Origin of the sequence: Rhizorhabdus antheiae (assembly GCF_049889055.1) — a bacterium.
In the GTDB taxonomy this organism is placed as follows: domain Bacteria; phylum Pseudomonadota; class Alphaproteobacteria; order Sphingomonadales; family Sphingomonadaceae; genus Rhizorhabdus.
In genome coordinates this window covers 230,821-255,956 of record NZ_JBLTWO010000004.1, presented here as the reverse complement: position 1 = coordinate 255,956, position 25,136 = coordinate 230,821, and the positions used below count along the sequence as shown (strand labels likewise).

At 65.9% G+C, this 25,136-nt stretch carries 33 protein-coding genes and 1 riboswitch; of the genes, 16 read left to right on the top strand and 17 right to left on the bottom strand.

What is annotated here, in order from left to right; genetic code table 11:
* Positions 1 to 15: 15 nt before the first annotated feature.
* From ACNI3R_RS10540 to ACNI3R_RS10515, 6 genes are read left to right on the top strand one after another with little or no spacing between them, the layout of a single operon-like run.
* Complete coding sequence (locus ACNI3R_RS10540; protein ID WP_426183001.1) at positions 16 to 999, top strand: M48 family metallopeptidase; 984 nt, start codon at positions 16 to 18, stop codon at positions 997 to 999.
* Positions 1,000 to 1,024: 25 nt separating this feature from the next.
* Positions 1,025 to 1,759 carry an alpha/beta hydrolase gene (locus tag ACNI3R_RS10535; RefSeq protein ID WP_426182999.1) on the top strand — a complete coding sequence of 245 codons (735 nt, stop codon included), beginning with the start codon at positions 1,025 to 1,027 and terminating at the stop codon, positions 1,757 to 1,759.
* Positions 1,759 to 2,550, top strand: coding sequence for a tetratricopeptide repeat protein (locus ACNI3R_RS10530; protein WP_426182997.1), 792 nt, complete (start codon positions 1,759 to 1,761; stop codon positions 2,548 to 2,550). The genes ACNI3R_RS10535 and ACNI3R_RS10530 overlap by 1 nt, the downstream gene beginning before the upstream one ends.
* A 57-nt stretch (positions 2,551 to 2,607) precedes the next feature.
* Complete coding sequence (locus ACNI3R_RS10525; protein ID WP_426182995.1) at positions 2,608 to 3,021, top strand: VOC family protein; 414 nt, start codon at positions 2,608 to 2,610, stop codon at positions 3,019 to 3,021.
* Positions 3,021 to 3,752 (top strand): hydroxyacylglutathione hydrolase, encoded by a 732-nt coding sequence (gene gloB / locus ACNI3R_RS10520; RefSeq protein WP_426182993.1) that lies wholly within the window; start codon positions 3,021 to 3,023, stop codon positions 3,750 to 3,752. The genes ACNI3R_RS10525 and gloB overlap by 1 nt, the downstream gene beginning before the upstream one ends.
* Positions 3,753 to 3,784: 32 nt before the next feature.
* Positions 3,785 to 4,174, top strand: coding sequence for a hypothetical protein (locus ACNI3R_RS10515; protein ID WP_426182991.1), 390 nt, complete (start codon positions 3,785 to 3,787; stop codon positions 4,172 to 4,174).
* A gap of 18 nt (positions 4,175 to 4,192) precedes the next feature.
* Here the strand turns inward: ACNI3R_RS10515 and ACNI3R_RS10510 are convergent, their stop codons facing one another.
* The 5 genes from ACNI3R_RS10510 to ACNI3R_RS10490 form a co-directional block, all read right to left on the bottom strand.
* Positions 4,193 to 5,149, bottom strand: a complete 957-nt coding sequence (locus ACNI3R_RS10510; RefSeq protein ID WP_426182989.1) for a glutaminase — start codon at positions 5,147 to 5,149, stop codon at positions 4,193 to 4,195.
* Between the two features lie 38 nt (positions 5,150 to 5,187).
* A complete protein-coding gene (gene dnaN, locus ACNI3R_RS10505; RefSeq protein WP_426182987.1) occupies positions 5,188 to 6,294 on the bottom strand; it encodes a DNA polymerase III subunit beta in 1,107 nt (368 codons plus the stop codon).
* A gap of 196 nt (positions 6,295 to 6,490) precedes the next feature.
* The gene (locus tag ACNI3R_RS10500) at positions 6,491 to 6,871 is read right to left on the bottom strand and encodes a DUF5615 family PIN-like protein (RefSeq protein ID WP_426182985.1); all 381 of its coding nucleotides are present in this window, start codon (positions 6,869 to 6,871) and stop codon (positions 6,491 to 6,493) included.
* Positions 6,872 to 6,890: 19 nt separating this feature from the next.
* Entirely contained in the window at positions 6,891 to 7,526 is a 636-nt protein-coding gene (locus ACNI3R_RS10495; RefSeq protein WP_426182983.1) for a DUF433 domain-containing protein, read from the bottom strand.
* Between the two features lie 248 nt (positions 7,527 to 7,774).
* Positions 7,775 to 8,344 (bottom strand): outer membrane protein, encoded by a 570-nt coding sequence (locus ACNI3R_RS10490; protein ID WP_426182981.1) that lies wholly within the window; start codon positions 8,342 to 8,344, stop codon positions 7,775 to 7,777.
* A gap of 149 nt (positions 8,345 to 8,493) precedes the next feature.
* On the opposite strand from ACNI3R_RS10490, the gene ACNI3R_RS10485 reads away from it, so the two are divergent.
* Positions 8,494 to 8,982 (top strand): hypothetical protein, encoded by a 489-nt coding sequence (locus ACNI3R_RS10485; protein ID WP_426182979.1) that lies wholly within the window; start codon positions 8,494 to 8,496, stop codon positions 8,980 to 8,982.
* 14 nt (positions 8,983 to 8,996) lie between these two features.
* Here ACNI3R_RS10485 and ACNI3R_RS10480 read toward each other — a convergent pair whose 3' ends face one another.
* From ACNI3R_RS10480 to ACNI3R_RS10455, 6 genes are all read right to left on the bottom strand, one after another.
* A complete protein-coding gene (locus tag ACNI3R_RS10480; protein WP_426182977.1) occupies positions 8,997 to 9,254 on the bottom strand; it encodes a BrnA antitoxin family protein in 258 nt (85 codons plus the stop codon).
* A complete protein-coding gene (locus ACNI3R_RS10475) occupies positions 9,208 to 9,486 on the bottom strand; it encodes a BrnT family toxin (RefSeq protein WP_426182975.1) in 279 nt (92 codons plus the stop codon). Before ACNI3R_RS10475 ends, ACNI3R_RS10480 begins: the two co-directional genes overlap by 47 nt.
* 199 nt (positions 9,487 to 9,685) lie before the next feature.
* Entirely contained in the window at positions 9,686 to 12,094 is a 2,409-nt protein-coding gene (locus ACNI3R_RS10470) for a ligase-associated DNA damage response DEXH box helicase (RefSeq protein WP_426182973.1), read from the bottom strand.
* Between the two features lie 58 nt (positions 12,095 to 12,152).
* Positions 12,153 to 13,535 carry a phosphoglucomutase/phosphomannomutase PgmG gene (gene pgmG / locus ACNI3R_RS10465; protein WP_426182971.1) on the bottom strand — a complete coding sequence of 461 codons (1,383 nt, stop codon included), beginning with the start codon at positions 13,533 to 13,535 and terminating at the stop codon, positions 12,153 to 12,155.
* Positions 13,536 to 13,591: 56 nt separating this feature from the next.
* Positions 13,592 to 13,996, bottom strand: coding sequence for a J domain-containing protein (locus ACNI3R_RS10460; RefSeq protein WP_426182969.1), 405 nt, complete (start codon positions 13,994 to 13,996; stop codon positions 13,592 to 13,594).
* Positions 13,993 to 14,784, bottom strand: a complete 792-nt coding sequence (locus ACNI3R_RS10455) for a division plane positioning ATPase MipZ (RefSeq protein ID WP_426182967.1) — start codon at positions 14,782 to 14,784, stop codon at positions 13,993 to 13,995. Before ACNI3R_RS10455 ends, ACNI3R_RS10460 begins: the two co-directional genes overlap by 4 nt.
* Before the next feature lie 197 nt (positions 14,785 to 14,981).
* Here ACNI3R_RS10455 and panC point away from each other — a divergent pair, with 197 nt between their 5' ends.
* Together panC and ACNI3R_RS10445 are read left to right on the top strand one after the other, a co-directional pair.
* Positions 14,982 to 15,824: a pantoate--beta-alanine ligase gene (gene panC / locus ACNI3R_RS10450; RefSeq protein ID WP_426182965.1), complete on the top strand. Its 843-nt coding sequence runs from the start codon at positions 14,982 to 14,984 to the stop codon at positions 15,822 to 15,824.
* Between the two features lie 112 nt (positions 15,825 to 15,936).
* The gene (locus ACNI3R_RS10445) at positions 15,937 to 16,233 is read left to right on the top strand and encodes a hypothetical protein (RefSeq protein WP_426182963.1); all 297 of its coding nucleotides are present in this window, start codon (positions 15,937 to 15,939) and stop codon (positions 16,231 to 16,233) included.
* 22 nt (positions 16,234 to 16,255) lie between these two features.
* On the opposite strand, the gene ACNI3R_RS10440 is transcribed toward ACNI3R_RS10445, so the two are convergent.
* Genes ACNI3R_RS10440 through ACNI3R_RS10420 form a run of 5 tightly spaced genes read right to left on the bottom strand, consistent with a single transcriptional unit; the run spans position 16,256 to position 19,593 of the window.
* Positions 16,256 to 17,395: a GNAT family N-acetyltransferase gene (locus tag ACNI3R_RS10440; protein ID WP_426182961.1), complete on the bottom strand. Its 1,140-nt coding sequence runs from the start codon at positions 17,393 to 17,395 to the stop codon at positions 16,256 to 16,258.
* Complete coding sequence (locus tag ACNI3R_RS10435) at positions 17,389 to 18,156, bottom strand: glycerophosphodiester phosphodiesterase family protein (protein ID WP_426182959.1); 768 nt, start codon at positions 18,154 to 18,156, stop codon at positions 17,389 to 17,391. Before ACNI3R_RS10435 ends, ACNI3R_RS10440 begins: the two co-directional genes overlap by 7 nt.
* A complete protein-coding gene (locus ACNI3R_RS10430) occupies positions 18,128 to 18,595 on the bottom strand; it encodes a RidA family protein (RefSeq protein ID WP_374647982.1) in 468 nt (155 codons plus the stop codon). Before ACNI3R_RS10430 ends, ACNI3R_RS10435 begins: the two co-directional genes overlap by 29 nt.
* A gap of 54 nt (positions 18,596 to 18,649) precedes the next feature.
* Positions 18,650 to 19,300: an HAD family hydrolase gene (locus ACNI3R_RS10425; protein WP_426182957.1), complete on the bottom strand. Its 651-nt coding sequence runs from the start codon at positions 19,298 to 19,300 to the stop codon at positions 18,650 to 18,652.
* Positions 19,297 to 19,593, bottom strand: a complete 297-nt coding sequence (locus tag ACNI3R_RS10420) for a DUF3572 family protein (RefSeq protein ID WP_426182955.1) — start codon at positions 19,591 to 19,593, stop codon at positions 19,297 to 19,299. The genes ACNI3R_RS10425 and ACNI3R_RS10420 overlap by 4 nt, the downstream gene beginning before the upstream one ends.
* Positions 19,594 to 19,627: 34 nt before the next feature.
* Here ACNI3R_RS10420 and ACNI3R_RS10415 point away from each other — a divergent pair, with 34 nt between their 5' ends.
* Positions 19,628 to 20,023 (top strand): response regulator, encoded by a 396-nt coding sequence (locus ACNI3R_RS10415; RefSeq protein ID WP_426182953.1) that lies wholly within the window; start codon positions 19,628 to 19,630, stop codon positions 20,021 to 20,023.
* A 107-nt stretch (positions 20,024 to 20,130) separates the two neighbouring features.
* Here ACNI3R_RS10415 and rpmG read toward each other — a convergent pair whose 3' ends face one another.
* A complete protein-coding gene (gene rpmG, locus ACNI3R_RS10410) occupies positions 20,131 to 20,298 on the bottom strand; it encodes a 50S ribosomal protein L33 (protein WP_165323357.1) in 168 nt (55 codons plus the stop codon).
* 243 nt (positions 20,299 to 20,541) lie between these two features.
* On the opposite strand from rpmG, the gene ACNI3R_RS10405 reads away from it, so the two are divergent.
* From ACNI3R_RS10405 to ACNI3R_RS10380, 6 genes are all read left to right on the top strand, one after another.
* Positions 20,542 to 21,042 carry a Dps family protein gene (locus ACNI3R_RS10405; protein WP_426182949.1) on the top strand — a complete coding sequence of 167 codons (501 nt, stop codon included), beginning with the start codon at positions 20,542 to 20,544 and terminating at the stop codon, positions 21,040 to 21,042.
* A gap of 68 nt (positions 21,043 to 21,110) precedes the next feature.
* Positions 21,111 to 21,295: riboswitch (yybP-ykoY riboswitch) on the top strand.
* A 2-nt stretch (positions 21,296 to 21,297) separates the two neighbouring features.
* Positions 21,298 to 21,864, top strand: a complete 567-nt coding sequence (locus ACNI3R_RS10400; protein WP_426182946.1) for a TMEM165/GDT1 family protein — start codon at positions 21,298 to 21,300, stop codon at positions 21,862 to 21,864.
* 67 nt (positions 21,865 to 21,931) lie between these two features.
* Positions 21,932 to 22,597: an ATP phosphoribosyltransferase gene (hisG, locus tag ACNI3R_RS10395; RefSeq protein ID WP_426182944.1), complete on the top strand. Its 666-nt coding sequence runs from the start codon at positions 21,932 to 21,934 to the stop codon at positions 22,595 to 22,597.
* Positions 22,587 to 23,882, top strand: a complete 1,296-nt coding sequence (gene hisD, locus ACNI3R_RS10390) for a histidinol dehydrogenase (RefSeq protein ID WP_426182941.1) — start codon at positions 22,587 to 22,589, stop codon at positions 23,880 to 23,882. Before hisG ends, hisD begins: the two co-directional genes overlap by 11 nt.
* Positions 23,879 to 24,352, top strand: coding sequence for a transcription antitermination factor NusB (gene nusB / locus ACNI3R_RS10385; protein WP_296621382.1), 474 nt, complete (start codon positions 23,879 to 23,881; stop codon positions 24,350 to 24,352). The genes hisD and nusB overlap by 4 nt, the downstream gene beginning before the upstream one ends.
* Entirely contained in the window at positions 24,349 to 25,131 is a 783-nt protein-coding gene (locus tag ACNI3R_RS10380) for a sulfite exporter TauE/SafE family protein (RefSeq protein WP_426182938.1), read from the top strand. The genes nusB and ACNI3R_RS10380 overlap by 4 nt, the downstream gene beginning before the upstream one ends.
* Positions 25,132 to 25,136 lie beyond the last annotated feature (5 nt).

Here is a 25,136-nt window from a genome sequence, read left to right as displayed (position 1 = left end):
CGTCACGACGTCCGCGTGAGCGTCGCCGGCGGCATGCTGGTGATCGAGGGCTTCGATCCCGTCGCCCTGTCCGATCTCGAACGGATCGATCCCGATCGGCTGCTGTTCGGGCGCAAGGATGTCGACGGCTGGCGGCTGGGCTTCGATGCCGACCCACCGGGACCGATATTGTGGCAGCTTCCGGCCGCCGCCCGCTATGGCGGACCGATCGATCGCGTCGGTTTGTGGTGGGCGGCTGGCATCGCGCTGGTCCTCTCGGCACTGGTGCTGGTGGGGGCGATCAAGGGGCTCGATCTTCTCGCCCGCGCCATTCCCTATGCGTGGGAGCAGAAGCTGGGCGATGCGATCAGCGGGGACTTTGGCGAGCAGGCCTGCCGCGCACCGGGCGGACAGAAGGCGCTAGACGATCTCGCCCGGCGGCTGTCGCCATCAGACCGTCCAATCCGGATCGGCGTGGTCAACATCCCGATCGTCAACGCCATCGCCCTTCCGGGCGGGCGGATCCTCGTCTTTCGCGGCCTGATCGACGAGGCGCGCTCGCCCGACGAGGTGGCGGGCGTGGTGGCGCATGAGATCGGCCATGTCGAGAACCGCCATGTCATGGTCGCGCTGCTCCGCCGCTTCGGCCTCGGCCTGCTGATCGGATCGGGCGGGTCGGCGGCCGAATATGGTCAGGCGCTGCTCGACGCCCGCTACAGCCGGTCGGCCGAGAGCGAGGCAGACGAATTTTCGGTGAAGCAGTTGCTACATGCCGGGATCAGCCCCGCCGCGACCGCCGCTTTCTTCCGGCGGATGAGCAAGGAGGAAGCGGGCCTGGGCGGGCCGCTGGTCTATCTGGCGAGCCACCCGCCCTCCGATGAGCGGCGCCGCCGCTTCGAGGCCGCTGCGGCCGGTGGCAAGGCGGCGTTCCGGCCGGCGCTGTCGCCCGAACAATGGGCCGCGTTGCGCTCGATCTGCGCCGGGACGAAGCCGCTGGGCGACATCGATCTTCGCTTCTGACGGCGAATCGCGGTAAGGCGCGCGCATGACAGCCTTTCTCACCCGGCCCGACAAGCCCGCGCTCGCCTATCGCTACCGCCCCGGGCGCGGTCCCACGATCGTCTTCCTGCCCGGCTATCGTTCCGACATGGAAGGCGACAAGGCGACCGCGCTCGATGCCTGGGCGGGGCGCGAGGGCAGGGCGATGCTGCGCTTCGACTATTCGGGCTGCGGATCGAGCGAGGGCGCGTTCGAGGATTTCACCCTCGCCGATTGGCGCGACGACGCCTTGGAGATGATCGACGCCTTCGCCTCGGCAGGGCCGGTGGTCCTCGTCGGTTCGTCGATGGGCGGCTGGCTGGCGCTGCTCGTCGCCCTGGCGCTCGGCGACCGTGTGGCGGGGCTGGTGGGCATCGCGGCGGCGCCCGACTTCACCGAATGGGGGTTCAGCGCCGACGTCGTCGCACTGCTGCGCCGCGAGGGCCGGATCGCCGAGCCGAGCGACTATTCGGATGAGCCCTATGTGACGACGCTCGGCTTCTGGGAGTCGGGCCAGGCCAATCTGCTGCTGGAGCAGGAGATCGCACTCGACAGCCCGGTCCGGCTGCTGCACGGCCAGCTCGACGAGACCGTTCCCGTGTCGATCGCGCTGCGCCTCTCGCGGGCGCTTCGTTCAGGCGATGTGCAGACGATCCTGGTCAAACAGGGCGATCACCGCCTTTCGCGCCCGTCGGATATCGACCTCCTCATCAGGACGGTCGCCGCGCTCATGGAGCCTTGATGGTCCCGTTTCTCGTCGCCATTACCGTCGCAGCCGCGCCTTTGCTCGTTCCGCCCAAACCGGCGGTGCCGGCGCGGCCGACCATATCGCAGGAGGATCACAAGGCGCGCGGCGCCAGATGTGGTGCGCTGGCGGGCACGGCTCCCGAAAAGGCGGTCGAGGAGGCGAAAGCCTGGCAAGCCGCCGGGGGCGGCATGGCCGCGCGGCAGTGCCTGGGCATTGCGCAGAGCAATCTCGGCCAGTGGCGCGAGGCGACCGAAAGCTTCGAGGCGGCGGCCAAGGATGCGCTGCTCGACGACAACCAGATGACGGTCGTGCTGTGGATGCAGGCGGGCAATGCCGCGCTTGCCGCCGACGAACCGGTGCGCGCCAAGGGTTCGTTCGACCGTGCCTTGCTGATTCCGGGGCTGTCCGACGAGATGAAGGGTGAGGTCCATCTCGACCGCGCCCGCGCCAATGTCGCGGCGAACGACGTCGCGGGTGCGCGCGTCGACCTCGAACAGGCGACACGGCTGGTCCCGCGCGACCCGCTCGGCTGGCTCCTGCGCGCCAATCTCGCGCGCAAGGCGAAGGACCTGCCGCTGGCCTTCACCGCGATCCGCGAGGCGACGAAGCTGGCGCCGAACGATCCTTCGGTCGCCTATGAGGCCGGCAACATCGCCGCCGCATCGGGCAATATGGACGATGCCCGCGCAGCCTGGACCCGCGCCGCCACTGCCGCACCCGAGAGCAACGCAGGCAAAGCCGCCGCACTAGCTCTGCGCGGCGGGGAGTCCGAGCCGCAGCCCTGACGCCGGCCGGGCCCGTCTGCCGGTTGCACCCGGCGATGGGCGTCCTACATTGGCGCGATGAAATATCTCCACACCATGATCCGCGTCTCCGATCCGCAGGAGACGATCCGCTTTCTCGAACTGGTCGGCTTGCGCGAAATCAAGCGCTTCGACAATGAGGCCGGGCGCTACACCTTGATCTTCCTCGCCGCTCCCGGCGATGAGGATGCGCAGGTCGAACTTACCCACAACTGGGACGAGAAGGGCTATGACGGCGGCCGCAATTTCGGTCACCTCGCCTACCGCGTCGACAATATCTACGAGACCTGCCAGCGCATCCTGGACGCTGGCTATACGATCAACCGTCCCCCGCGCGACGGCCATATGGCCTTCGTCCGCACCCCCGACGGCATCTCTATCGAGCTGCTGCAGGACGGCCGCCTCGAACCCGCCGAGCCCTGGGCGTCGATGCCGAACAGCGGCAGCTGGTAATGGCGCTCGAGATCGTCCGCATCCCGGTCCTCGACGACAATTATGTCTGGCTGCTCCATGATGCAGCCAGCGGCGAGACGGTTGCGGTCGATCCTGCGGTGTCGGAACCGGTGCTGGCCGAGGCGGCCCAGCGCGGCTGGACGATCGGCCAGATCTGGAACACCCACTGGCATGGAGACCATGTCGGCGGCAATGCGGCGATCAAGGCCGCGACCGGCGCGCGCATCAGCGGCCCGGCGGCCGAGGCCGACACCATCCCCGGCCTCGACGTGCCGCTGGCCGAAGGCGATCGGGTCGCGATCGGCGCGCTGCAGGCGGAGGTGCTGGAGGTACCGGCGCATACCGCCGGACATATCGCCTTCCACCTGCCCGAGGCGGAGGTCGTCTTCGTCGGCGACACCCTGTTCGCTATGGGCTGTGGACGTCTGTTCGAGGGCACGCCCGAGCAGATGTTCGACAATATGCGCCGGCTCGCCGCGCTGCCGGGCGACACGCGCGTCTATTGCGCGCATGAATATACCCAGTCCAACGGCCGCTATGCGCTGGTGGCCGAACCCGACAATGTCGCATTGCGCGACCGCATGGCCGAGGTGGACCGGCTGCGTGCGGCGGGCGAGGCGACGGTGCCGACCACGATCGCGCTCGAACGGGCGACCAACCCCTTCATGCGCGCGGCCGATGTGGCCGAGCTTGCGGCGCGGCGTGCGGCCAAGGATGTGTTCCGGGGCTGATCCGGCTATAAGCTGTGCCGAGGAGAGTCGCGATGGGCCGGGCAAGACATCTGCTGTTGCTGCTCGCACTGCCGCTGCTGATGGCGGCGGAGGATGTGTCGGCGCCGCTGTCGGACAAGGCGAAGGGCGAACTTGCGGGACGCATAGCGGGCGAACCGCTCAACTGCGTGCCGCTCCGCGCGCTCCGCTCGACCCGGATCGTCGACGCAAGCGCGATCATCTATAAGGTGTCGAAACGGCTCTGGTACGTCAACCAGCCCGATCGCGGGCATTGCGCGTTGCTGCGGCCCGACCGGGTGATCGTGACGCGCACCCCGAGCAGCCAGCTCTGCATCAATGACCTGATCATGGTCGCCGAGCGGAACGCACCCGTGACCTATGGCGCCTGCGGTCTCGGCAGCTTCGTCCCTTATACGCGCTGATACCGGGAACGCCGGCGGTCAGCCGGGGTCGCGCTCGTTGAAGATCGACCAGCCGGTCGCTGCCGCCAGCTTTTCGAGCGCGAGCGACCCCAGCGTCGAATTGCCGCGCTCGTTCAGGCCCGGCGACCAGACGGCTATCGACGCGATGCCGGGAACGATGCACAAGATGCCGCCGCCCACCCCCGACTTGCCGGGGATGCCGACGCGAAAGGCGAACTCGCCCGACCCGTCATAATGGCCGCACATCATCATCAGCGCGTTGATCCGCCGCGCTCGGGTCGGCGAGACGATGTTGAAGCCGGTTTCGGGATGCTGGCCTTCGAGCATCAGGAAGCGCCCCGCGCGGGCCAGCTGGACGCAGCTCATGCTCAGCGCACATTGGTGGAAATAGACGCCCAGCACCTGCTCGACCGGATGCCGGATATTGCCGAAGCTGCGCATGTAATGGGCGAGCGCGGCGTTGCGATAGCCTGTCTCCGCTTCCCCCTGCGCCACATCCTCGTCGATCGCGATATCGTCGTCACCGGCCAGGTCGCGGACGAAGCGCAAAATCTCTCCGATCGCCTCGCGCGGCCGATGGCCCGACAGGATCACGTCGGACACGACGATGGCCCCCGCGTTGATGAAGGGGTTGCGCGGAATGCCCTGCTCGGCTTCGAGCTGGACGATCGAATTGAAGGCGTTGCCCGATGGCTCGCGGCCGACCCGCTTCCACAGCGCATCGCCCACCTTGCCGAGCGCGATGGTCAGCGCGAAGACCTTCGATACCGACTGGATCGAGAAGGCGGTGGCCGCGTCGCCAGCGGAAAAGATCCGCCCGTCATGGGTGGCGATGGCGAGCCCGAAATGGCGCGGATCGACGCGCGCCAGTCCCGGAATATAGTCGGCCACCTTGCCGCGATCCTCGCGGGCTTCCATGTCGGCGGTGATGCGATCGACGATCGCCTGGAGATCGGGGTTGACCGTGACCGGCATCGCGTCGCGTCCTCCCCCTCAGCCCCCGGCCGATGCGATCACACCCGCATCGGCATCAGCACATAGAGCGCGGGCGACTTGTCATTCTCGCGGATCAGCGTCGGCGCGGCGGCGTCGGCCAGATGCACCTCGACCGAACTGCCGTCGATCTGCCCGAGAATGTCCATCAGATAGCGCGCGTTGAAGCCGATCTCGAAACCGGGCGACGTATATTCGCCGGGGACTTCCTCGGCGGCGGTGCCGTTTTCGGGACTGGTCACCGACAGCGTGACCTTGTCGCGGTCGAGCGCCATCTTCACCGCGCGGGTCTTTTCCGAGGCGATCGTCGCGACGCGGTCGACACCCTGCATGAAGCTCTTGGGGTCGAGCTTGAGCAGCTTGTCGTTCGCGGTCGGGATGACGCGATTATAGTCGGGGAAGGTGCCGTCGATCAGCTTCGACGTCAGGATCGCGCTACCGAGGCCGAAGCGGATCTTGGTCGGCGACAGCGAGATGCTCACCGCTTCCTCGGCCTCGTCGAGCAGTTTGCGCAATTCGCCCACGCATTTGCGGGGGATGATGATGTCGGGCATCCCCTCGGCCCCGTCGGGGCGTGCGATGGTGACGCGGGCCAGCCGGTGACCGTCGGTCGCCGCCGCCTTCAGCACGTCATCCTGCACATGGAAGAAGATGCCGTTGAGATAATAGCGCGTCTCTTCGGTCGAGATGGCGAAACGCGTCTTGTCGATCAGCTGCTTGAGCGTTTCCGCCGAAAGCTCGAAGCGCGTCGGCAGCTCGCCCTCCGCGATCATCGGGAAGTCGTCCTTGGGCAGGGTCTGCAGGTTGAAGCGGGCGCGGCCGGCCACGACCTGCATCTTGCCCTCGGCGGCGGCCAGCTGGACCTGCGATCCCTCGGGCAGTTTGCGGGCGATGTCGAACAGCGTGTGCGCGGAGACCGTGGTCGCGCCCGGCTGGTCGACTGCGGCGTCGTCGATCACTTCGACGATCTGCAGGTCGAGGTCGGTCGCCATCAGGCGCAGCTTGCCCTCGGCGGTGGCCTCGATAAGCACGTTCGACAGGATCGGGATGGTGTTGCGGCGCTCGACGACCGACTGGACGTGACCCAGGCTTTTGAGAAGAGTCGCGCGTTCGATCGTTACCTTCATGGACTGCCCCGGGATCCCCGATGTTAAATGGAACCCGGTTATAGCGCGGCTTTGCGCACCCGCCAGCCCAAAGCGTCGAAAGCTGGGGACAAAAGCGGCTTTTTGGGATTCGCCTTCAAAAGCTGGCCGCAAGACTGGAGAGTAGCCTAATCCTCGGAGACGCCAGAAGATATCTCGCTATACTGTGTGCAGACGGTCAGCGAAGGATTCGGACAATGCGCTCCTGAAGGTGTACTAGCATTGGCTGGCCGCTGTGACGTGCTAGCTCAAATTCACACTCTATGAGTGGCATCATTTCCCGCAGTCTCCGCGCAGCCAATGGTTCAGGCAGTTGGAGCATAAGCCTAGATAGAGCTGGATATCGCGCTCTATCGCGTGGAGAAACGAACCGCTGAATTCGCTTCATGTCGCGGTCATGGCTAACGAGAATCCGCCCTTGCTCCATCGCTCTTGTAGCAACGACAGGATCCGGCGCATCCTGCCCAACTTCTATTTTAGAAAGCGCAACGTCATGGTGCATCTGCTTTAACACGCGATGCACACTTGTTTGAACGTTATGATCGATCAGGAACAACACTGTCCCGGAATAAGGAGTATTACGCGGCGCGAGTCAAACCCTCTCTGAACCGACGAGCAGCTTCAACATCTTCACGCGTTAGATCGGGGTACTCCTCGATGATCTCTTGAACTGAATAGCCCGCGTCCAAATAGCTCACGACAGAGGCCACTGTTATACGTGTTCCACCAAACACAGGGGCGTTGCTCATAGTGAATTTATGACGCTCGATGGTACCTACTCGGTCGCGATCTCGTTCACGTAACTTGTTGGCTTCTTCACGTAACTCCTCTGCAATGCTTTCCAAAGGAATGGTTGCGCCGTATTGACCCGAAATTACGCCTTCAATCTTGCCGTCTTTTGGGTTTTTGAAGTGAACTTCGTCATTGAGGGTATATAACGTGAGGTCCGACCACGGTTTCCCGCTATGCTGCTTCAAGCGCAGGGCTGCCTTTTTCAAATGCTGCATCGAAACGCGGTCTCGAAGGATGTTGAGGGTGCGCAGCCCGACCAAATCTTCAAAAGAGTAAACGCGCGAATACGGGCTTCGCCGGTCCTCGTAGGCAAGAGATGGAATGAAAAAACACTCTCTGTCCCAATCGACCAAGCGAGCTTCAGGAACTCCGGTCAACTTGCTTGCTTGGGGCAAGCTAAAGGCGGCGACGACGTCGATCAATTGCGCCTCCTTCTCGATAAGCCGCGTGGCGGCTTATCATTTAGCGCACGGCAAATCAAGTACGCCGATCATTTTCCTTGTGTAGAGAGTCCGGCAGTCGATCAAGGCCCCCTGCGTGATTTCTCGGCGCGATGAAACCCAATGACACAAAAGAAAAGGGCCCGGCGTCCCGCGGCCGAGCCCTCCCCTTTCGGACCGGGAGCGGTCGATCCGACGGTGTCAGATCGACCGCTCCATCTTCGTCGCGATCAGAAGCGGAAGCCGAAGCCGCCCATCACCTGATGCCGCGAGAAGCCCTGCTCATAGTTCGAGTAGCGATACTCGGTCTTGATGAAGCTGTTGGGGCCGACCGCATATTCGACGCCCGCGCCGACGCGCACGCCGTCGAGGTCCTGCTTGGCGAGGGTCACCTGGCCCGTGCCGTCGTCGCCGGTCAGCTTCGCACGGGTGTTGGTATAGCCGGCCTTTGCGTACAGCAGGGTACGACCGCCGATGACGGTGCCGACGCGACCGCCGACATAAAGGTCGCGGCCGGCCTTGGCGCAGAGGCGCGGATCAGCGGCGGTGGCCGCACCGGCGCATTGCTTCACGCCGGAATCGGCAACCTCGCCCTCGATGCCGACCAGGCCCATGCCGGTCTGGAAATCATAGCCGGCGCCGAGGCCATAGGCCACGCCGTCGTCATGCCCGTTGTTCTGGACGCGGTCCCAACCGACGAGACCTTCGACGCGCGGGCCGGTAAATGGCGCACGGTCCTGGGCGAGGGCGGGGGCTGCTGCGCTGGCCGCGACGAGGGCGGCGACAACGATGCTACGCATAGTATAACTCCATTTTCTAACGCGTCGCCTCAGGGGTACTGGCGACGTGGATGCCTAGTGCACCAAGCCGGCAGGAGTTGCATGAACGCCAGATAAACAGCAGAAAATGTTGCATTTTTGCAACTAGGACAAGATTGGGGATTGACAGGTTGAAGGCCCGTTTCTGTGCATTTGTGCTCTTTGCGACCCTGATCGCGGCGGCGCCGGCCGGGCGCACGTCGCTTGGAATTTTCGGCGGCTGGGGCGCTTTCCGGGATGTAAATCCCGCCCGCTGCTATGCGATCGCCATGCCGGAGCGGCGCGGATCGGGCCAGTGGCGCAGCTTCGCGTCGGTCGCGGTCTGGCCGAAACAGCGGATCAGCGGCCAGGTCCACTTCCGCCTGCGCGAACCGCGCGCGCCCAACAGCCCCATCCGCCTGATCTTCGGCGAACGAAGCTTTCCGCTGGTCGCGGCGTCGGTCGACGCCTGGGCGCCAGACCCGCGCGCCGATGCGGCGATCATCGCGACGATGCGCAGCGCCACCTCGATGCGCGTCGCCTGGGTCTCGAAGGAAGGGCGCGACCGGTCGGACGGCTATCTGCTGAAGGGCGTCGCCAGCGCGATCGACGCCGCGGCGGTCGGCTGCGCGCAACGCTGAGGAAAGCGGCGATCTTAAAGACCGGCCGCCTTCCTCAACTCATCGTTGATCCGGGTTTGCCACTTGGCACCCGATTGCTTGAACCAGTCGACGACGTCCCGATCCAGACGCAGCGAAACCAGTTTTTTGGTTTTGTCGGCCTTTGGGCGTCCGCGCTGTACTAGCTTGGTGCCGATATATGCATCGGCTTCTTCAAACCAATCCTCGTCTAGGATGGGCTTGCGCTCATCCGCTTCGATCGCGGCGTCGATAGAATTTTTCACGTTCTCCATGATCTGCTTTCCACATTGTGATGATGCGGCGGCTATCTTCCCTCGGCGTCCAAACGACCAGAATGACCTGGCCTCTTATCTCCCCGATCGAAATATACCTCTCTTCATCATAAGGCCTGTCATCTCGCCGTGTGAGATGGAACGCTTTGAAAAGTTCAGCCGCGTCATCAAAGTCGATCTGGCGATCGTTCAAAACTTTGAGACGCTTTTCCTCATCGTAGGAAATCCGCATGTCTCGTGAATCCAAAAGGGCTTGCTGCCCGCAGGCTGGTGGCTTTGATCATTGATCTATCCTCCGGCTTTGCTGACAGGAATGGCCGCCGCCATAGGCAGTTCACCCCAAACCCCACCTTTAGCTCCACATTTTTTGTAAATACGATTAATTCAACCGAAATTCAATATTCGTATCTACAATAAATGATATTCCGCAGCTAAGCTCGCATCGCCTCGGCCGCCAGCGCCTCGGCCTCGATCAGCAGCACATCGTCGGCGACGCCCTGCGCCACCGTTTCCCGGCCGATCAGGACAAGGACGGGCACGGCGAGGGGGGATACCCGCTCCAGCGGCACATGCACGATCCGCTCGGCCGCTCTTTCGATCAGTCCGCTCAGCCGGCCGACATCGGTCATCTTGGCGCGGGCATCGGCCCAGGCGGCGTCGAGCAGCAGATGGTCGGGCTCGTAGCGGCGCAGCACGTCGTAGATCAGATCGGTCGAGAAGGTGACCTGGCGGCCCGACTTCTTCTTGCCGGGGTGCTGCCGTTCGACCAGGCCGCCGATCACCGCCACCTCGCGAAAGGCGCGCTTGAGGAGGGCCGATCCTTCGACCCATTCGACGAACTCCTCCTCCAATATCTCGGCGGAGAACAAGCTGGCGGGGTCCAGCACCGGCTCGACCGACCAGCAGGCGAGCGCATAGTCGCTGGCGACGAAGCCCATCGGGACGAGGCCCTGGCTTTCCATCCGCCGGGTCAGCAACATGCCCAGCGACTGGTGCGCGTTCCAGCCTTCGAAACTGTAGAGAACCATGTAATTGCGTTTCTCGCGCGGGAAGGTCTCGACCAGAAGCTCGTCGGGCGCCGGCAGCCGCGACCGGCGCGCCTGCATCTCCAGCCATTCGCGGACGTCCGCCGGGAAGCGCGACCATTCGGCCGGTTCGTGCAAGAAATGGCGCACGCGCTCTGCAAGATGCGTCGAAATCGGCATGCGTGCGCCGCCATAGGTCGGGATCCGCGCCGGCTTCGAGGTGGCGCGCACCACCAGATCGGTGAGGTCGATCTTGAGCACCTCGAGCGCCAGCCCCATGAAGAAGAAGCAGTCGCCGGGCGCGAGGCTCGTTCCGAAGCCTTCCTCGACCTTGCCCAGGCTGCGCCCGTTCTTGAAGCGCACGTCGAGCATCGGCGCCTCGACGATGATCCCCGCGTTGAGGCGATGCTGGATGGCGTAACTGGGATGGCTTAGCCGCCACACGCCATCGGCGGTGCGAGTCAGCCGGCGGAACTTCTCATAGGCCTTCAGCGCATAGCCGCCATTGGCGATATAGTTGAGGACCCGGTCGAACTGCTCGGCGGTCAGCGTTGCATAGGGCGCGGCGCGGTTGACCTCGGCCAGCAGTTCCTCGGCGCGGAAGGGGCCGGCGCAGGCGACCGCCATGACATGCTGGGCGAGCACGTCGATGCTGCCGGGGCGGAAGGGTTCATTGTCGAGCTCGCCCGCCTCGATCGCGTCGAGCGCGGCGCGGCCCTCGAGATATTCGAACCGGTTGCCGGGGACGAGCACGGCCTCGCTCGGCTCGTCGAGCCGGTGGTTGGCGCGGCCGATCCGCTGGAGCAGGCGCGAGGCGCCCTTGGGCGCGCCCATCTGGATGACGAGGTCGACATCGCCCCAGTCGACGCCGAGATCGAGGCTGGCGGTTGCGACCAGCGCGCGCAGCCGGCCCGATGCCATCGCCTCCTCGACCTTGCGACGCGCCTCCTTCGACAGCGAGCCATGGTGGATGCCGATCGGCAGGCTCATCGCGTTCACCTTCCACAGATCCTGGAAGATCAGCTCGGCGAGGCTGCGGGTGTTGCAGAAGACGATCGTGGTCCGATGCGTCTCGATCTCGGCCATGACCTGTTCGGCGGCATAGCGGCCCGAATGCCCGGCCCAGGGGATACGGCCTTGCGGGATGACGATGTCGATCCGGGGCGGAGCGCCGCTGTCGCCATGGACGAGTTCGACCGATTCATAGTCTCCGTCGCCCGACAGCCAGCCGCGATAGGCGTCCGGATCGGCGACCGTCGCCGACAGCGCGACCCGGCGCAGTTCGGGGGCCAGCGTCCCCAGTCGCGCCATCGACAACGCCAGCAGATCGCCGCGCTTGCCGGTGGCGAAGGCGTGGACCTCGTCGATGATGATCGTCCGCAGCCCGGCGAAGAGGGCGGCGCTGTCGGGATAGGACAGCAGCAAGCTGAGCGATTCGGGCGTGGTCAGCAGGATCTGGGGCGGACGAACCCGCTGGCGTGCCTTGCGATCCGACGGTGTGTCGCCGGTGCGGGTCTCGACCGCGATGTCGAGGCCCATCTCCTCGATCGGAGTCAGCAGGTTGCGGCGGACGTCGACCGCCAGCGCCTTGAGCGGCGAGACATAGAGAGTGTGCAGCCCCTCGCGCGGGTTCTCGACCAGGTCGACGAGGGACGGAAGGAAGCCCGCCATGGTCTTGCCCGACCCGGTGGGCGCGACGAGCAAAGCGCTCTTGCCGCCGCGTGCCGCCGCCAGCATCTCCAGCTGGTGCCGGCGCGGCGCCCAGCCCTTGGCCGCGAACCAGTCCGAAAGGACGGTGGGGAGCGTCGATGGCATCCGGTCTATATGGGGCGACGGCGGGGCGGATGCACCATCCCCGCCGCGCTCACCACGATCAGTGCCCGACCTGCTCGCCGCGCTCCAGCCCCGACAGGGCCAGTTGCTCGTCGATCTGAGCCAGCAGGCGATCGAGACCGGCCTGGTCGGCCGCCTCGGCGCGGGCCACAAGCACGTCCTGCGTGTTCGATGCGCGCAGCAGCCACCAGCCGTCGGGGGTGTTGACGCGGGCACCATCGGTGCGGTTGACCTCCGCGCCGGAGGCTTCGAGCCGGTCGAGCACCTCTTCGACCACCGCGAATTTGCGGCTCTCATCCACCTGGAAGCGCATCTCCGGGGTGTTCACCAGCTTAGGCATGCGGCTCTTGAGAGCGGTCAGCGATCCGCCGAGCTGGCTGACCGATTCGATCAGCCGCACCGCCGAATAGAGCGCGTCGTCGAAGCCGTACCAGCGATGGCGGAAGAAAATGTGCCCCGACATCTCGCCGGCGAGCGGGCTGTCGGTCTCGGCCATCTTGACCTTGATCAGGCTGTGGCCGGTCTTCCACATGCAGGGGGTACCGCCCAGTTCGGCGACGCGATCGAACAGCGCCTGGCTGGCCTTGACGTCGGCGATGATCGTCCCGCCCGGCACCGCCTTGAGCACCGGCTCGGCGAGGATCGACAGGATCTGGTCGCCCCACACGACGCGGCCTTCGCCGTCGATCGCGCCGATTCGATCGGCGTCGCCGTCGAAGGCGATGCCGAAGTCGAGCTGCTTTTCCGCCACCAACGCCTTCAGGTCGGCGAGGTTCTTCTCCTCGGTCGGGTCGGGATGATGGTGCGGGAAGCGTCCGTCGATCTCGGCATAGAGGACATGATGCTCGCCCGGCAGGCGCTTGACCAGCTTCTCGAGGATGCGGCCACCGGCGCCATTGCCATTGTCCCAGCCGATCCGGAAGGCCGAGCCGGAGAAATCCTGGACCAGCCGGTCGACATAGAGATCCTCGATATCGGCGTCGCTGACGCTGCCCGAGCCTTCGTCCCAGTCGCCTTCCTCGGCCATGCGCCCGATCGACTGGATCGATTCGGCGAAGAAGGGCTTGTGCGCGAGCACCATCTTGAAGCCGTTATAGTCGGCCGGATTGTGGCTGCCCGTGATCTGGATGCCGCCGTCGACCTCCAGCGTCGCCTCGGCGAAATAGAGCATCGGGGTCGGACCAAGGCCGGTGCGGACGACGTCGACCCCGCTTTCGGTCAGGCCGCGGATCAGTTCGTCGCGCAGCGATTCCGACGAGACGCGGCCGTCCCAGCCGACCGCGACGCGGGTTCCGCCGGCGCGCCGGACATGGGTCGCAAAGCCGCGCCCGATCGCATAGGCATCGGCGGTCCCCAGGGTCTTACCCACGATCCCTCGAATATCATATTCGCGCAGGCTGGTCGGGTCGAAGCGGTGGGTCAATCAAGCCTCCGTTGAGATGCGAGGAGCGGGGTGAAGGCCCCGGCGACAGAACAGGGTTAGCGCCTTTGCAGCTCCGCCAGCAATATGTCGCGGGCAGCATTGACCCGCCCGGTCAGCTCGGCCGATCCACCCTGGTCCGGGTGGACACGCGCCACCAGCCGGCGATGGGCGGCCCGGACGGCTTCGGCGTCGGCGGTCGGCGGAAGGTCGAGCACGCGGCGCGCCTCCTCGCGATCCATCGCCGGCAGAGCCGTGCGTACCGCCCCGCCGGGGGCCGCGGCCGGCTGCATCAACAGCCAGATCAGCGGCAGGAACATCGGCAGGGCGACCATCCAGGCGCCCCTTGTCAGCAGCATCGCGCCGCCGAGCGCCGACAGCGCGGCCATGAGCTGCGGGCGGGACATGGAGCGTCCCCATTGCCACCAGGCGAACCCGGCGGCTGCCAGCAGCAGCAGGATCATCCCACCGCCGCCTGATGCTGCGGCCATTGCGAGAGAGCGAGGCCGGAAACCATCTCGCGCAGCTCCTGCCGCGCCGCGACATGGCCGATACCGGCTTCGCCGCCGATCGCCTTCATGTCGAGCAGGGTCAGCCCCTTGGGAAAGAGCTCGCGATAGATGACGCGTTCGGACAGTCCGGGGATGACGCGGAAGCCGACGCGCTTCGCCAGTTCCTGCATCGCATCGGCGACGCGGCGCATGTTGCGCGCCTCGAGATGCTGGAGGCGGTTGCGCAGCAGCACCCAGTCGACCGTGCCGCCATCGATCCGCCCGCGCACCTTGCGCGCGTCCCACACCAGCTCGGCATAGAAGCTGGGGCGGCGGATCTTGAAGGTCTCGGGATCGACCTGCCCGATCAGGTCGAGGTCGACGAAACTGTCGTTGATCGGGGTGACCAGCGTATCGGCGCGGGTGATCGAGGCGCGCGCATGTTCGTCGTCGCGACCGGGGGTGTCGATCACGACGACGTCATGATCGGCGGCGAAGCCGTTGATCAGGTCGTCGAGTATATGGCCCCTGGCGCTGTCGAAAGTCTCGAAGCTGGGCATCGGCAGCGCCTGCCCGATGCGGGCCGCGGTCGCCTGGCGGTTTTCCAGATAGCGGGCGAGGGTGCGCTGGCGCGTATCGAGGTCGATCGCGGCCACGCGGCGACCGGCGGCAGCCAGGGCAACCGCGACATGCACCGACGTGGTGGATTTCCCCGATCCGCCCTTTTCGTTGGCGAAGGTGATGATGTGCGCGTTCGACAAACTCTATTCCCTTCGCCGCACCGCGCTTGATCCCACGGGCGGCCTTGTCCAAGGAGCGTTCACAGGAGCCGTTTCAGCACAGCTGAAACGACGGTGCCAGCCCTGTACGATCCTATCCGCCCCGAAAGAGGGCGGCGCGCACGGAAATGGCACCGCGGTCCGCCAGGGCGGACCCAACCTGAAGGGGTCTTTAGTCGGTGCACATCGTTCGGAACATAGCCGATCTCCGCTCGGCGGTCGCAAATTTGAGGATAAGTGGCGCCCCGGTCGCGCTGGTGCCGACGATGGGCGCGCTGCACGCAGGTCATATCGCCCTGGTCGATGCCGCGCGCGGACGCGGTTTCCAGGTGGTGGTGTCGATCTTCGTCAACCCGACCCAGTTCGCCCCGAACGAGGATCTCGACGCCTATCCGCGCCGCGAGGCGGCCGATGTTGCCCTGCTCGAAGCCGCAGGTGCCGCGCTGCTGTGGGCACCTGACGTGGCGACGATGTACCCGAAGGGCTTCGCGACCAGCATTTCTGTCGGCGGGGTCAGCGAGCGCTGGGATGGTGCGGCAAGGCCGGGTCACTTTGCGGGCGTGGCGACGGTGGTCACCAAGCTGTTCCAGCAGGTGAAGCCCGATTGCGCCTTTTTCGGCGAGAAGGATTTCCAGCAGCTGGCAGTCATCCGCCGCTTCGTCGCAGATCTCGACATCGACATCGAGATCGTCGGCGTCCCCACCCAGCGCGAGGATGACGGGCTCGCTTTGTCGTCGCGCAACGCCTATCTCAGCGAGGAAGAGCGCGTGACGGCCCGCACCCTCCCGCGCGCGCTGGGCGAGGCCAAGAGCGCGATCGAGCGGGGCGACGATGTCGCGGTCGCGCTGGCGGCGGCCGTTTCGCGGCTGGGCGAGGCCGGCTTCGATCCGATCGACTATGTCGCCCTCGTCGATGCCGCGACGCTCGAACCGGTCGAGCGGCTGGCGGGGCCCGCCCGCCTGATCGCGGCGGCGAAGCTGGGGCGCACCCGGCTGATCGACAACCTGCCCGTCGGAGGCTGACTGCCCCAAAGGGAACAGGGTTAAAGAAGCTGCCGCCCATGCCGTTAACCTTGTTGGGACGGCGACGGTTGGTCAGCAAACACCGTCACCTCCCGGAAAGGTGGAGCGTGACATGGTTCACAGTCTCAAGGCGCAACAATTTCTGAGCGAGTCGCGGCTGCGCGACGCGATGGCGGGCGACATCGACGCCTGTTTCCAGCTGGGCGTCGCCTATTCGGCGGGGGCGGACGGCTTTCCGCTCGACCTGATTGCGGCCCACAAATGGTTCAACATCGCGGCGCTCGGTGGCAATCCGCAGGCGGCCGAATGCCGCCAGGAGATCGCCGAGGAAATGACGGCGCGCGAAATCCAGGAAGCGCAGCGTCAGGCGCGCGCGATGCTCGGCTTCGGCAACCGGCTGGCGGCCTGATCCGCAGGTTTTCCTGACGCGGTCAGGCGTCGCTCTTTTTGAACGGGGCGAAGCTGCCGAGCATCTCGATGTCCTGCGCGACGGCCTCGCGCTCGCTTTCGAGATAGTCGGCGACCGCATGGCGGAAGCCGGCATGCGGAATGAAATGGGCCGAATAGGTCGGCACCGGTTCATAGCCGCGCGCCAGCTTATGCTCGCCCTGTGCGCCGGCCTCGACCGTCGACAGGCCGCGCGCGAGTGCGGCGTCGATCGCCTGATAATAGCAGAGCTCGAAATGGAGGAAGGGCACCTCCTCGGTGCAGCCCCAGTAGCGGCCGTAGAGCGTGTCCGCCCCGATCATGTTCAGCGCCCCGGCGATCGGCACGCCGTCGCGCAGCGCCAGCATCAGCAGAACCCGGTCGGCCATGCGCTCGCCCAGCAGCGAGAAGAAGCGTCGCGTCAGATAGGGCCGGCCCCATTTGCGCGCGCCGGTGTCCTGATAGAAGTGCCAGAAGGCGTCCCAGTGCATCTCGCCGATCTCGTCGCCGCTGAGGTGGACGATCTCCAGGCCTTCGGTCGCCGCCGCGCGTTCCTTGCGGATCGCCTTGCGCTTGCGCGAAGCCAGTGCGCCCAGGAAATCCTCGAAACTCTCATACCCCCGGTTGCGCCAGTGAAATTGCCGGTCGGTGCGGACCAGCCAGCCTGCCGCCTCGAACAGAGGCACCTGCTCGGGTGCTACGAAGGTCGCGTGGCAGGAGGAGAGGCCATTTTGCTCGACCACCGCTTCGGCCGCAGCGATCAATGCGGGTGCGAGTGCGGGATCGCGGAGCAGCAAGCGGGGCCCCGGCACCGGGCTGAACGGCACCGCGATCTGCAGCTTGGGATAATAGTCGCCCCCGGCGCGCTGCCAGGCGTCCGCCCAGGCATGGTCGAACACATATTCGCCCTGGCTGTGGCTCTTGGCGTAGGCCGGCAGGATCGCCGCTGGTCTGCCATCCTCGCCGTCGATCAGGATCGGCAGAGGCTGCCAGCCGGCGCGGGCCGTCGCGCTGCCCGATTCTTCCAGCGCGGACAGGAAGGCGTGCGAAAGAAAGGGATTGTCGCTGCCGGCGCAGGCGTCCCAGTCGGTCGCGGCGATGCTGGCTACCCCCTCCGCCGTCCGGGCGGTCAGGGGCTCTACCATCCCGGCGCCTCGAAGATGATCTGGTCGCTGTTCTCGGCGGCGACAGCCTGTTGCTCGGCCGAGGAGACGATCCAGGCCAATATCGGTATGCCACGCTTGCGCTGGCGCTGGGCGAAACGGTTGGGCAGGTCGCCGATGGCGATCGCCAGGAATTCGGGGCGTGAGCGCCACATTGTCCGGACCTGCTCGGTGCCGGCTTCCTTCGCATAGACGCTGTCTTCGGACATCATCAGCCCGCGCGGTATCCGGCTGCCGTGCGAGGCGAACCAGCGCGGCACTTCGGGGTGGAGCGACATCACCGCCGCCTCGCCGCGATAGCCTTCGATCGCGTGACGAACCGCGACGCACAGCTGCGAGACATGGCCCTCGACGGCGCGCAGCTCGACCAGCACCGGCACCCGGCCTGCGACCAGGCCCAATATCTCCTTGAGCTGGGGAATGCTTTCTTCGGTGCCGCGCAGGCGGATCTCGCTGAGATGCTTGCTCGACAGATGGCGGACCTGTCCGCTCTGCTCGGTTAGACGGTCGACCGTCGGATCGGCGATCACATAGGCATGGCCGTCGAGGCTGAACTGAACGTCGACCTTGACGCCATAGCCGAGGCTGACCGCGGCCTCGATCGCCGCGCGGCTGTTCTCGACATGGCGGCTGCCATGCAGCCCGCGATTGGCGAAGGGCGTACGGGTCAGGAATCCGACGCGCCTGGCGTCGGGTACCGGGAAGCGCCAGCGATCAAAGAGGCCGAACAGCGACAATGGCATCGACCTCCACGGCAGCGCCGAGCGGAAGGACCGGAACGCCGACCGCGCTGCGCGCATGGCGGCCAGCATCGCCGAACACGGCCTGCATCAGTTCCGACGCGCCATTGGCCACCTTGGGCTGATCGGTGAAGCTGGCGGTCGAGGAGATGAAGGCGCCGAGTTTCACGATCCGTTCGACCCGCGACAGATCGCCGCCCAGCGCGGCCTTGATCTGCGCGATCAGCATGATGCCGCAGCGGCGTGCGGCCTCCATCCCGGCAGCGACGCCGACATCCTCGCCCAGACGGCCGGTCACCAGGCTGCCGTCCTCGCGGAAGGGGAGTTGACCCGAAATGTGGAGCAGGCCGTTTATCTCCACGGTCGGCACATAGGCCGCCACGGGGGCTGCGGGTTGCGGCAGGACGATGCCCAGTTCGGCGAGACGTGCGTCAATGGTCATGGCTTCTCTTTCCTGTAGTCCCCGGACAGCGTCAAGCGGCTGCCCTTCGCTCGATCATGGGTGGCTGGCACGATCCCTGGCCTGGGCAGCTTCCGCCTCGGCGAACCGGGCGAGAATCCATGGCAGCGCGTCGGACCAGTCGTCGATCCGCGCATGCGCTGCGGCGGCCGGCGGGCGGTGGCGGGCGACTTGCGGCTCGGCGATCATGTGCAACCGCCACACGGCGGGCGCATGCTCGGCGACCGACTGGTGGTGCTGGGCCAGGTCGTCGACGAAGACCGTCGCGCTGGGATCATATTCGGCGACCAGATCGGCAACCGGGCGGCCCTTGCCACCCTGATTGCACTGTACCCGGTGCCGGATGCCCACCGCGTCGAGCTGCGCGACGCGGCCGGCGTGGAACTGGTCGGTCAAATTGGTCAGGACGACGATGTCGGCCAGTTCCCCGATCGTCGCGAGCGCATGCTGTGCGTGCGGGACCAGCGTCTGGCGGTGCATCTCGGTGGTGAAGAAGGCGTCGAGCAGCGGCCAGATATGCTCGGTCTGGACGGGTCGCGAATCGCTGCGGTGGGTCAGCGCATCGACGAAATCGGGGCGATCCATGGCGAAATCGATGTCGTGCGCCTCGTCGAGCCACTGGCCGAAGGGCGTGACCATATGGAGGAGAACCTCGTCGCAGTCGGTGATCAGCAGCGGTCGCTTCATGCCTGCAATATGTCCCTTGCGGTGATCAGGTCGGCGGGCTTGTAGCCGGTCGCGTCGGCGCAGGCGATAAGATCGGGCTCATGCCCCGCCAGGAAATCCAGCACGGCCCCCAATATGTGGGATTCGCCTGCGCCCGCCCGCAGCCCTTCCGGCGTCAGGCCGGTCAGATCGAGCAGCCTGCGCGCCCGGATATCCTCGCTGAGCGTCCATGCCAGCGCGGCCAGCGCCAGCGCCGCCGCAGCGTCGCGGTCGCCGTGAAGGGGTTTCTCCGGATTTGAAGGCAGGGAGGGCATGACATAGACCTGCAGGTCGGATAGGTGGGTAGCCGTGACGAAAAAAGTCGTGATTGTCGAGGATAATGAGCTGAATCTTCGGCTCTTCCGTGACCTGCTCGAAGCCCATGGGGCGCAGGTCACGACGGTTCGTGATGCCCGCGATGCGCTGCCCGCGATGCAGGCCGAATTGCCCGACCTGGTGATCATGGACATTCAGCTGCCGCATATCAGCGGCGTCGAACTGATTCGGATGATGCGGGCCGATCCCGCATTGGAGAAGACACCGGTGATGGCGGTGACCGCCTATGCGGGCAAGGGCGACGAGAGCCGCGTCCGTGAGGCGGGGGCCGACGCCTATGTGTCCAAGCCGATCTCGGTGGCGCGCTTCGTCGAAGCGGTCGAGGCGCTCGCAGGCAGCCTGGGCGAGGGCGGTCGACGCAGCAGCTGAGCGGTGCAAGCGCGCCATGTGCTTTGACGGCTGGCGCTCAAATGCAAACGCCCGCCGGAAGGCGGGCGATGGGCTGAAGCAACGGGCGGGCCGAAGCCCGCAGCCGATTACTTGATCTTGGCTTCCTTGAAGTCGACATGCTTCCGCACGACCGGGTCGTACTTGCGGAAGCTGAGCTTCTCGGTCTGGGTGCGTGGGTTCTTCTTGGTGACGTAATAGAACCCGGTGTCAGCCGTGCTGACGAGCTTGATCTTGACGGTGGTCGGCTTGGCCATGACCGGAAACCCTTATCCACGAAAAAAATAGGGCGACGTTGCCGCCGCCGTTCATCGGATGCGGCCCTTACCGGTGGTCTGGGCAAAGAGTCAAGGATTCTGTCCACAGGGATTCTGCCTGCAGGCCGATCGATCGACTGACTCGATCATAGCGCATGATTTTTTCCTCAAAGGACGTTGGGACCTTTTTCCGGATCGTTCGTTGGAGATGCGAATCGATCAGAAAGCGGGAGAAAGCTTATCATGGCCAAGAAACCTAAGCCGGCGCTGGCGACCCCCACCGACCTGGCGAGCAACAGCGCAATGAGTGTCGCCGATGCGCTCAACGGCATCCTCGCCGACAGTTTCGCGCTGTATCTCAAGACCAAGAATTTTCACTGGCACGTCTCGGGGCCCCATTTCCGGGATTATCATCTGATGCTCGACGAACAGGCGGGCCAGATATTGGCGACCACGGACGACATTGCCGAGCGCGTGCGCAAGACCGGTAACACCACGCTCCGCTCGATCGGCGACATCGCGCGCCGTCAGTCGATCAAGGACAATGATGCGGAATTCGTCAGCGCCCAGGACATGCTCAAGGAACTGCGCGACGACAATCTGGCGCTGGTCGCCAAGCTGCGCGAGGCGAAGGACATCGTCGACGCCGCCAAGGATAACGCGACCAGCGGTATCCTCGACGACTGGACCGACCAGGCCGAGCAGCGCGCCTGGTTCCTGTTCGAGACCGCCCGCGCGGCCTGAACCGGCCTGAACTTGAACGTCTTGCGGCGGGCAGCGGGCTTGACCCTCCGCCCGCCGCAGCGTAACCGGCACCCGTCATCCGGGGAGTAGCCGGCCGTCCGAACAGGACGGGCATCGCGTCAACATGCTTGGGGGAGACCTCATGGCGCGATCGGGGTTTCAGGACCTTGGCAAGACCGATGACACCGAGACCTCGCCTGCCGGGCGGGGGTGTCGGTGTCGTCCGTCCTTCGTCTGCCCGGCCCGGAACATCCCATGGACGTTATCCTAGCTTCTACCTTGCTCGTGGCGTTCGCCGAAATCGGCGACAAGACCATGTTGCTGGCCATCATCCTGGCCTGTCGCTTTCGCGCCCCCGTTCAGATCATCCTGGGCATCTTCGCCGCGACGCTGGTCAATCACGCGCTCGCCGCCTGGGCCGGGGTTGCCGTGGCCGGCCTGCTCGACAGCCCCTGGTTCAGGCTGGCGGTCGCGCTCGGCTTCATCGGCATGGCGGCCTGGACCCTGATTCCCGACCGCATCGACGAAGAGGAAGAGGCAGCCCGCCCGACCTCGCACGGCGTTTTCCTGACCACGCTGATCGCCTTCTTCATGGCGGAGATGGGCGACAAAACCCAGATCGCCACGGTCGCGCTCGGTGCGCGCTACCATTCGGTCGAACTGGTCGCGATCGGGACGACGCTGGGCATGATGCTGGCGAACGTCCCCGCCGTGCTGCTCGGCGACCGCATCACCCGCTATGTGCCGCTGCAGGCCATGCGCATCGCTGCCGCCGCGATCTTCGCCGTTCTGGGCGCGCTCGCCCTGCGCGACCTGCTCTGATCCCGCTTCCCAAAAGGCCGGGGCTCCGTTGTCAGCGGGGCCCTGCTGTTCTATGGCGCGCGCCATCATGACAGCGCAGATCATCATCGCCGTGCCGAAGGGCCGCATCCTCAAAGAGGTGCTGCCTTTGTTCGCGCAGATCGGCATCGTGCCCGAGCCGGCCTTCGGCGACGAGGACAGCCGTCTGCTCCGCTTCGCCACGAATCGGCCCGACATCGGCCTGATCCGGGTGCGCGCCTTCGACGTCGCGACCTTCGTCGCCCATGGTGCGGCGCAGCTCGGCATCGTCGGATCGGACGTGTTGATGGAGTTCGACTATTCCGAACTCTACGCGCCGGTCGATCTCGATATCGGCCATTGCCGCATTTCGGTGGCCGAGCCGGTCGCGATGGCCGAGGGCGACGATCCGCGCGAGTGGAGCCATGTCCGCGTCGCCACCAAATATCCCAACATCACCCGCCGCCATTTCGAGGCGCGGGGCGTGCAGGCCGAATGCGTCAAGCTCAACGGGGCGATGGAGATCGCGCCGGTGCTGGGTCTGTCGAGTCGCATCGTCGACCTCGTGTCGACCGGCCGTACGCTCAAGGACAATGGTCTCGCGGAGGTCGAGAAGATCGCCGACATCTCGTCGCGGCTGATCGTCAACCGTGCCGCCTTCAAGACCCGCGCGGCCGAGATCGGCCCGCTGGTCGAGGGATTCCGCGCCGCTGTGGAGCGTCGCAATGCCGCTTAGGCTCGACAGCCGCGATCCCGGCTTTGCCGAGGCCTTCACCGCGCTCGTCGAGGGCCGCCGCGAAGCCGACGCCGATGTTTCGCGCGACGTTGCCGCGATCTTGGCCGATGTCCGCGCGCGGGGCGATGTGGCGCTGGCCGACTATACGCAGCGCTTCGATCGCCATGATCTTGAGGCCACCGGTTGGCGCATTCCGGCTTCGGCGTGCGAAGAGGCTCTGGCCGGGCTCGACCCCGGCCTGCGCGCGGCGCTGGAACTCGCTGCCGAACGCATTCGTCTGTACCACGCCGCCCAGCGCCCCGCCGATTCGAGCCGCACCGACGAGAGCGGCGTGCGTCTCGGTGCACGCTGGAACGCGGTCGAGGCGGCTGGCCTCTATGTTCCGGGCGGGCGCGCGGCCTATCCATCCTCGGTGCTGATGAACGCGCTGCCGGCCAAGGTCGCGGGTGTCGAGCGGCTCGTGATGGTCACGCCCACCCCCGGTGGCGAGGTCAATCCGCTGGTCCTCGCGGCGGCCGCGCTCGCCGGCGTCGACGAGGTGTGGCGTGTCGGTGGCGCGCAGGCGGTCGCCGCGCTCGCTTATGGCACCGATCGCATCCGGCCGGTCGACGTCATCGTCGGCCCCGGCAATGCCTGGGTCGCTGAGGCCAAGCGGCAGCTTTACGGCGTCGTCGGGATCGACATGGTCGCCGGCCCGTCCGAGATCCTGGTCGTGGCCGACCGCGACAATGATCCCGAATGGATCGCCGCCGACCTGCTGAGCCAGGCGGAGCATGACCCGACCAGCCAGTCGATCCTGTTCACCGACGACGCAGCCTTTGCCGATGCGGTCGCCCAGGCCGTCGAACGGCAGCTGCCGGGTCTGGCGACCGGTGAAACCGCGCGGACCAGCTGGGACGCCAATGGCGCGATCATTACCGTCGGCTCGCTCGACGAGGTGCCGGCGCTCAGCGACCGTCTCGCGCCCGAACATCTCGAACTGGCCGTGGCCGATCCGCAGGCGCTGTTCGATCGCATCCGGCATGCGGGCTCGGTCTTTCTCGGCCGCCATGCGCCCGAGGCGGTCGGCGACTATGTCGCAGGGCCCAACCATGTCCTGCCCACCGGCCGCCGTGCGCGCTTCGCGTCGGGGCTGTCGGTGCTCGATTTCATGAAGCGGACCAGCTTCATAGCTCTCGACGCGTCGGCGATTGCCGCGATCGGCCCCGCCGCCGTCGCGCTCGCCCGCGCCGAAGGGCTCCCCGCCCACGCGGCCTCGGTGGCCGCGAGACTGGAAAACAGATGACCAACGCCAAAAATGCCAACGCCAAGAATGAGCGTTCCCGTTCGCGCAGTGCCGCGCGCCTTGCCGCCGCGCAGGCGCTCTATCAGCAGGAAATGGAAGGAACGCCGCTCGCGAACCTGCTCGACGAGTTCCACCAGCATCGACTGGGCGCGACGATCGAGGACGTCCAATATGCCCATGCCGAGATCGCCTTCTTCGACGATCTGGTGAAGGGTGTCGACGCGCGCCGCGCAGAGATCGACGCCGCCATTACCGACAAGCTGGCCAGCGGCTGGTCGCTCGAGCGGCTCGATCGCCCGATGCGCCAGATCCTGCGCGTCGGCGCCTATGAACTGATCGCGCGCCCCGACGTACCGACCGCGACCGTGATCAGCGAATATGTCGACGTTGCCGATGCTTTCTACGACAAGAAGGAAAAGGGCTTCGTCAACGGCGTGCTCGACGGGATCGCCAAGGCCGTGCGCGTGTGATCGTCGACACGACGATACTGCACGACCCTCTGTTCTGGCTGCTCGGTGTCCCCTCGGTTATCCTGATGGGGTTGGGGAAGGGCGGGTTCATCGGCGTCGGCACGCTCGCCATCCCGCTGATGGCCCTCGTCGTCCCCCCGGTTCAATCGGCGGCGATCCTTCTGCCGCTGCTGATCGTGCAGGACGCGGTCGGCGTCTGGGTGTTCCGCCACAGCTGGGACCGGCACGTGATGAAGGTGATGGTGCCGGGGGCGATATTGGGCGTGCTGCTCGGTTACCTGTTTGCTGCCAGCCTGCGCGAGGACTGGATCCTGCTCGCGCTGGGGGTCATATCGATCCTGTTCGGTGCGCAGCAGCTCTGGGCGGTGCGCGGTGGCCGTCCTGCACCCACCCAGCGCCTGCCCGATGGCGTCGGCGTCGCGTGCAGCGTCGCGGCCGGGTTGACCAGCCAACTCGCCCATGCCGGGGGCCCGCCCTATCAGCTCTACGTCTTTCCACAGCGGTTGGAGCGGGACGTGCTGGTGGGGACGACCGCGATCTTCTTCGCGCTGATCAACTGTGTGAAGGTGCCCGCCTATGTCGCGCTCGGGCAGTTCACCCCGGTCAACCTGCTCGCCTCGGCTGCGCTGATGCCGGTCGCGATCGTCTCGACCTTCGCGGGGGTATGGCTCGTCCGGCGGGTCCATCCGGACCGCTTCTACAATCTGGTCTATGGCCTTACGATCCTGATCGGCGTGAAGCTGCTGTGGGACGCGCTGGCGCTGCTGTTGGCTCGCTGACGGAG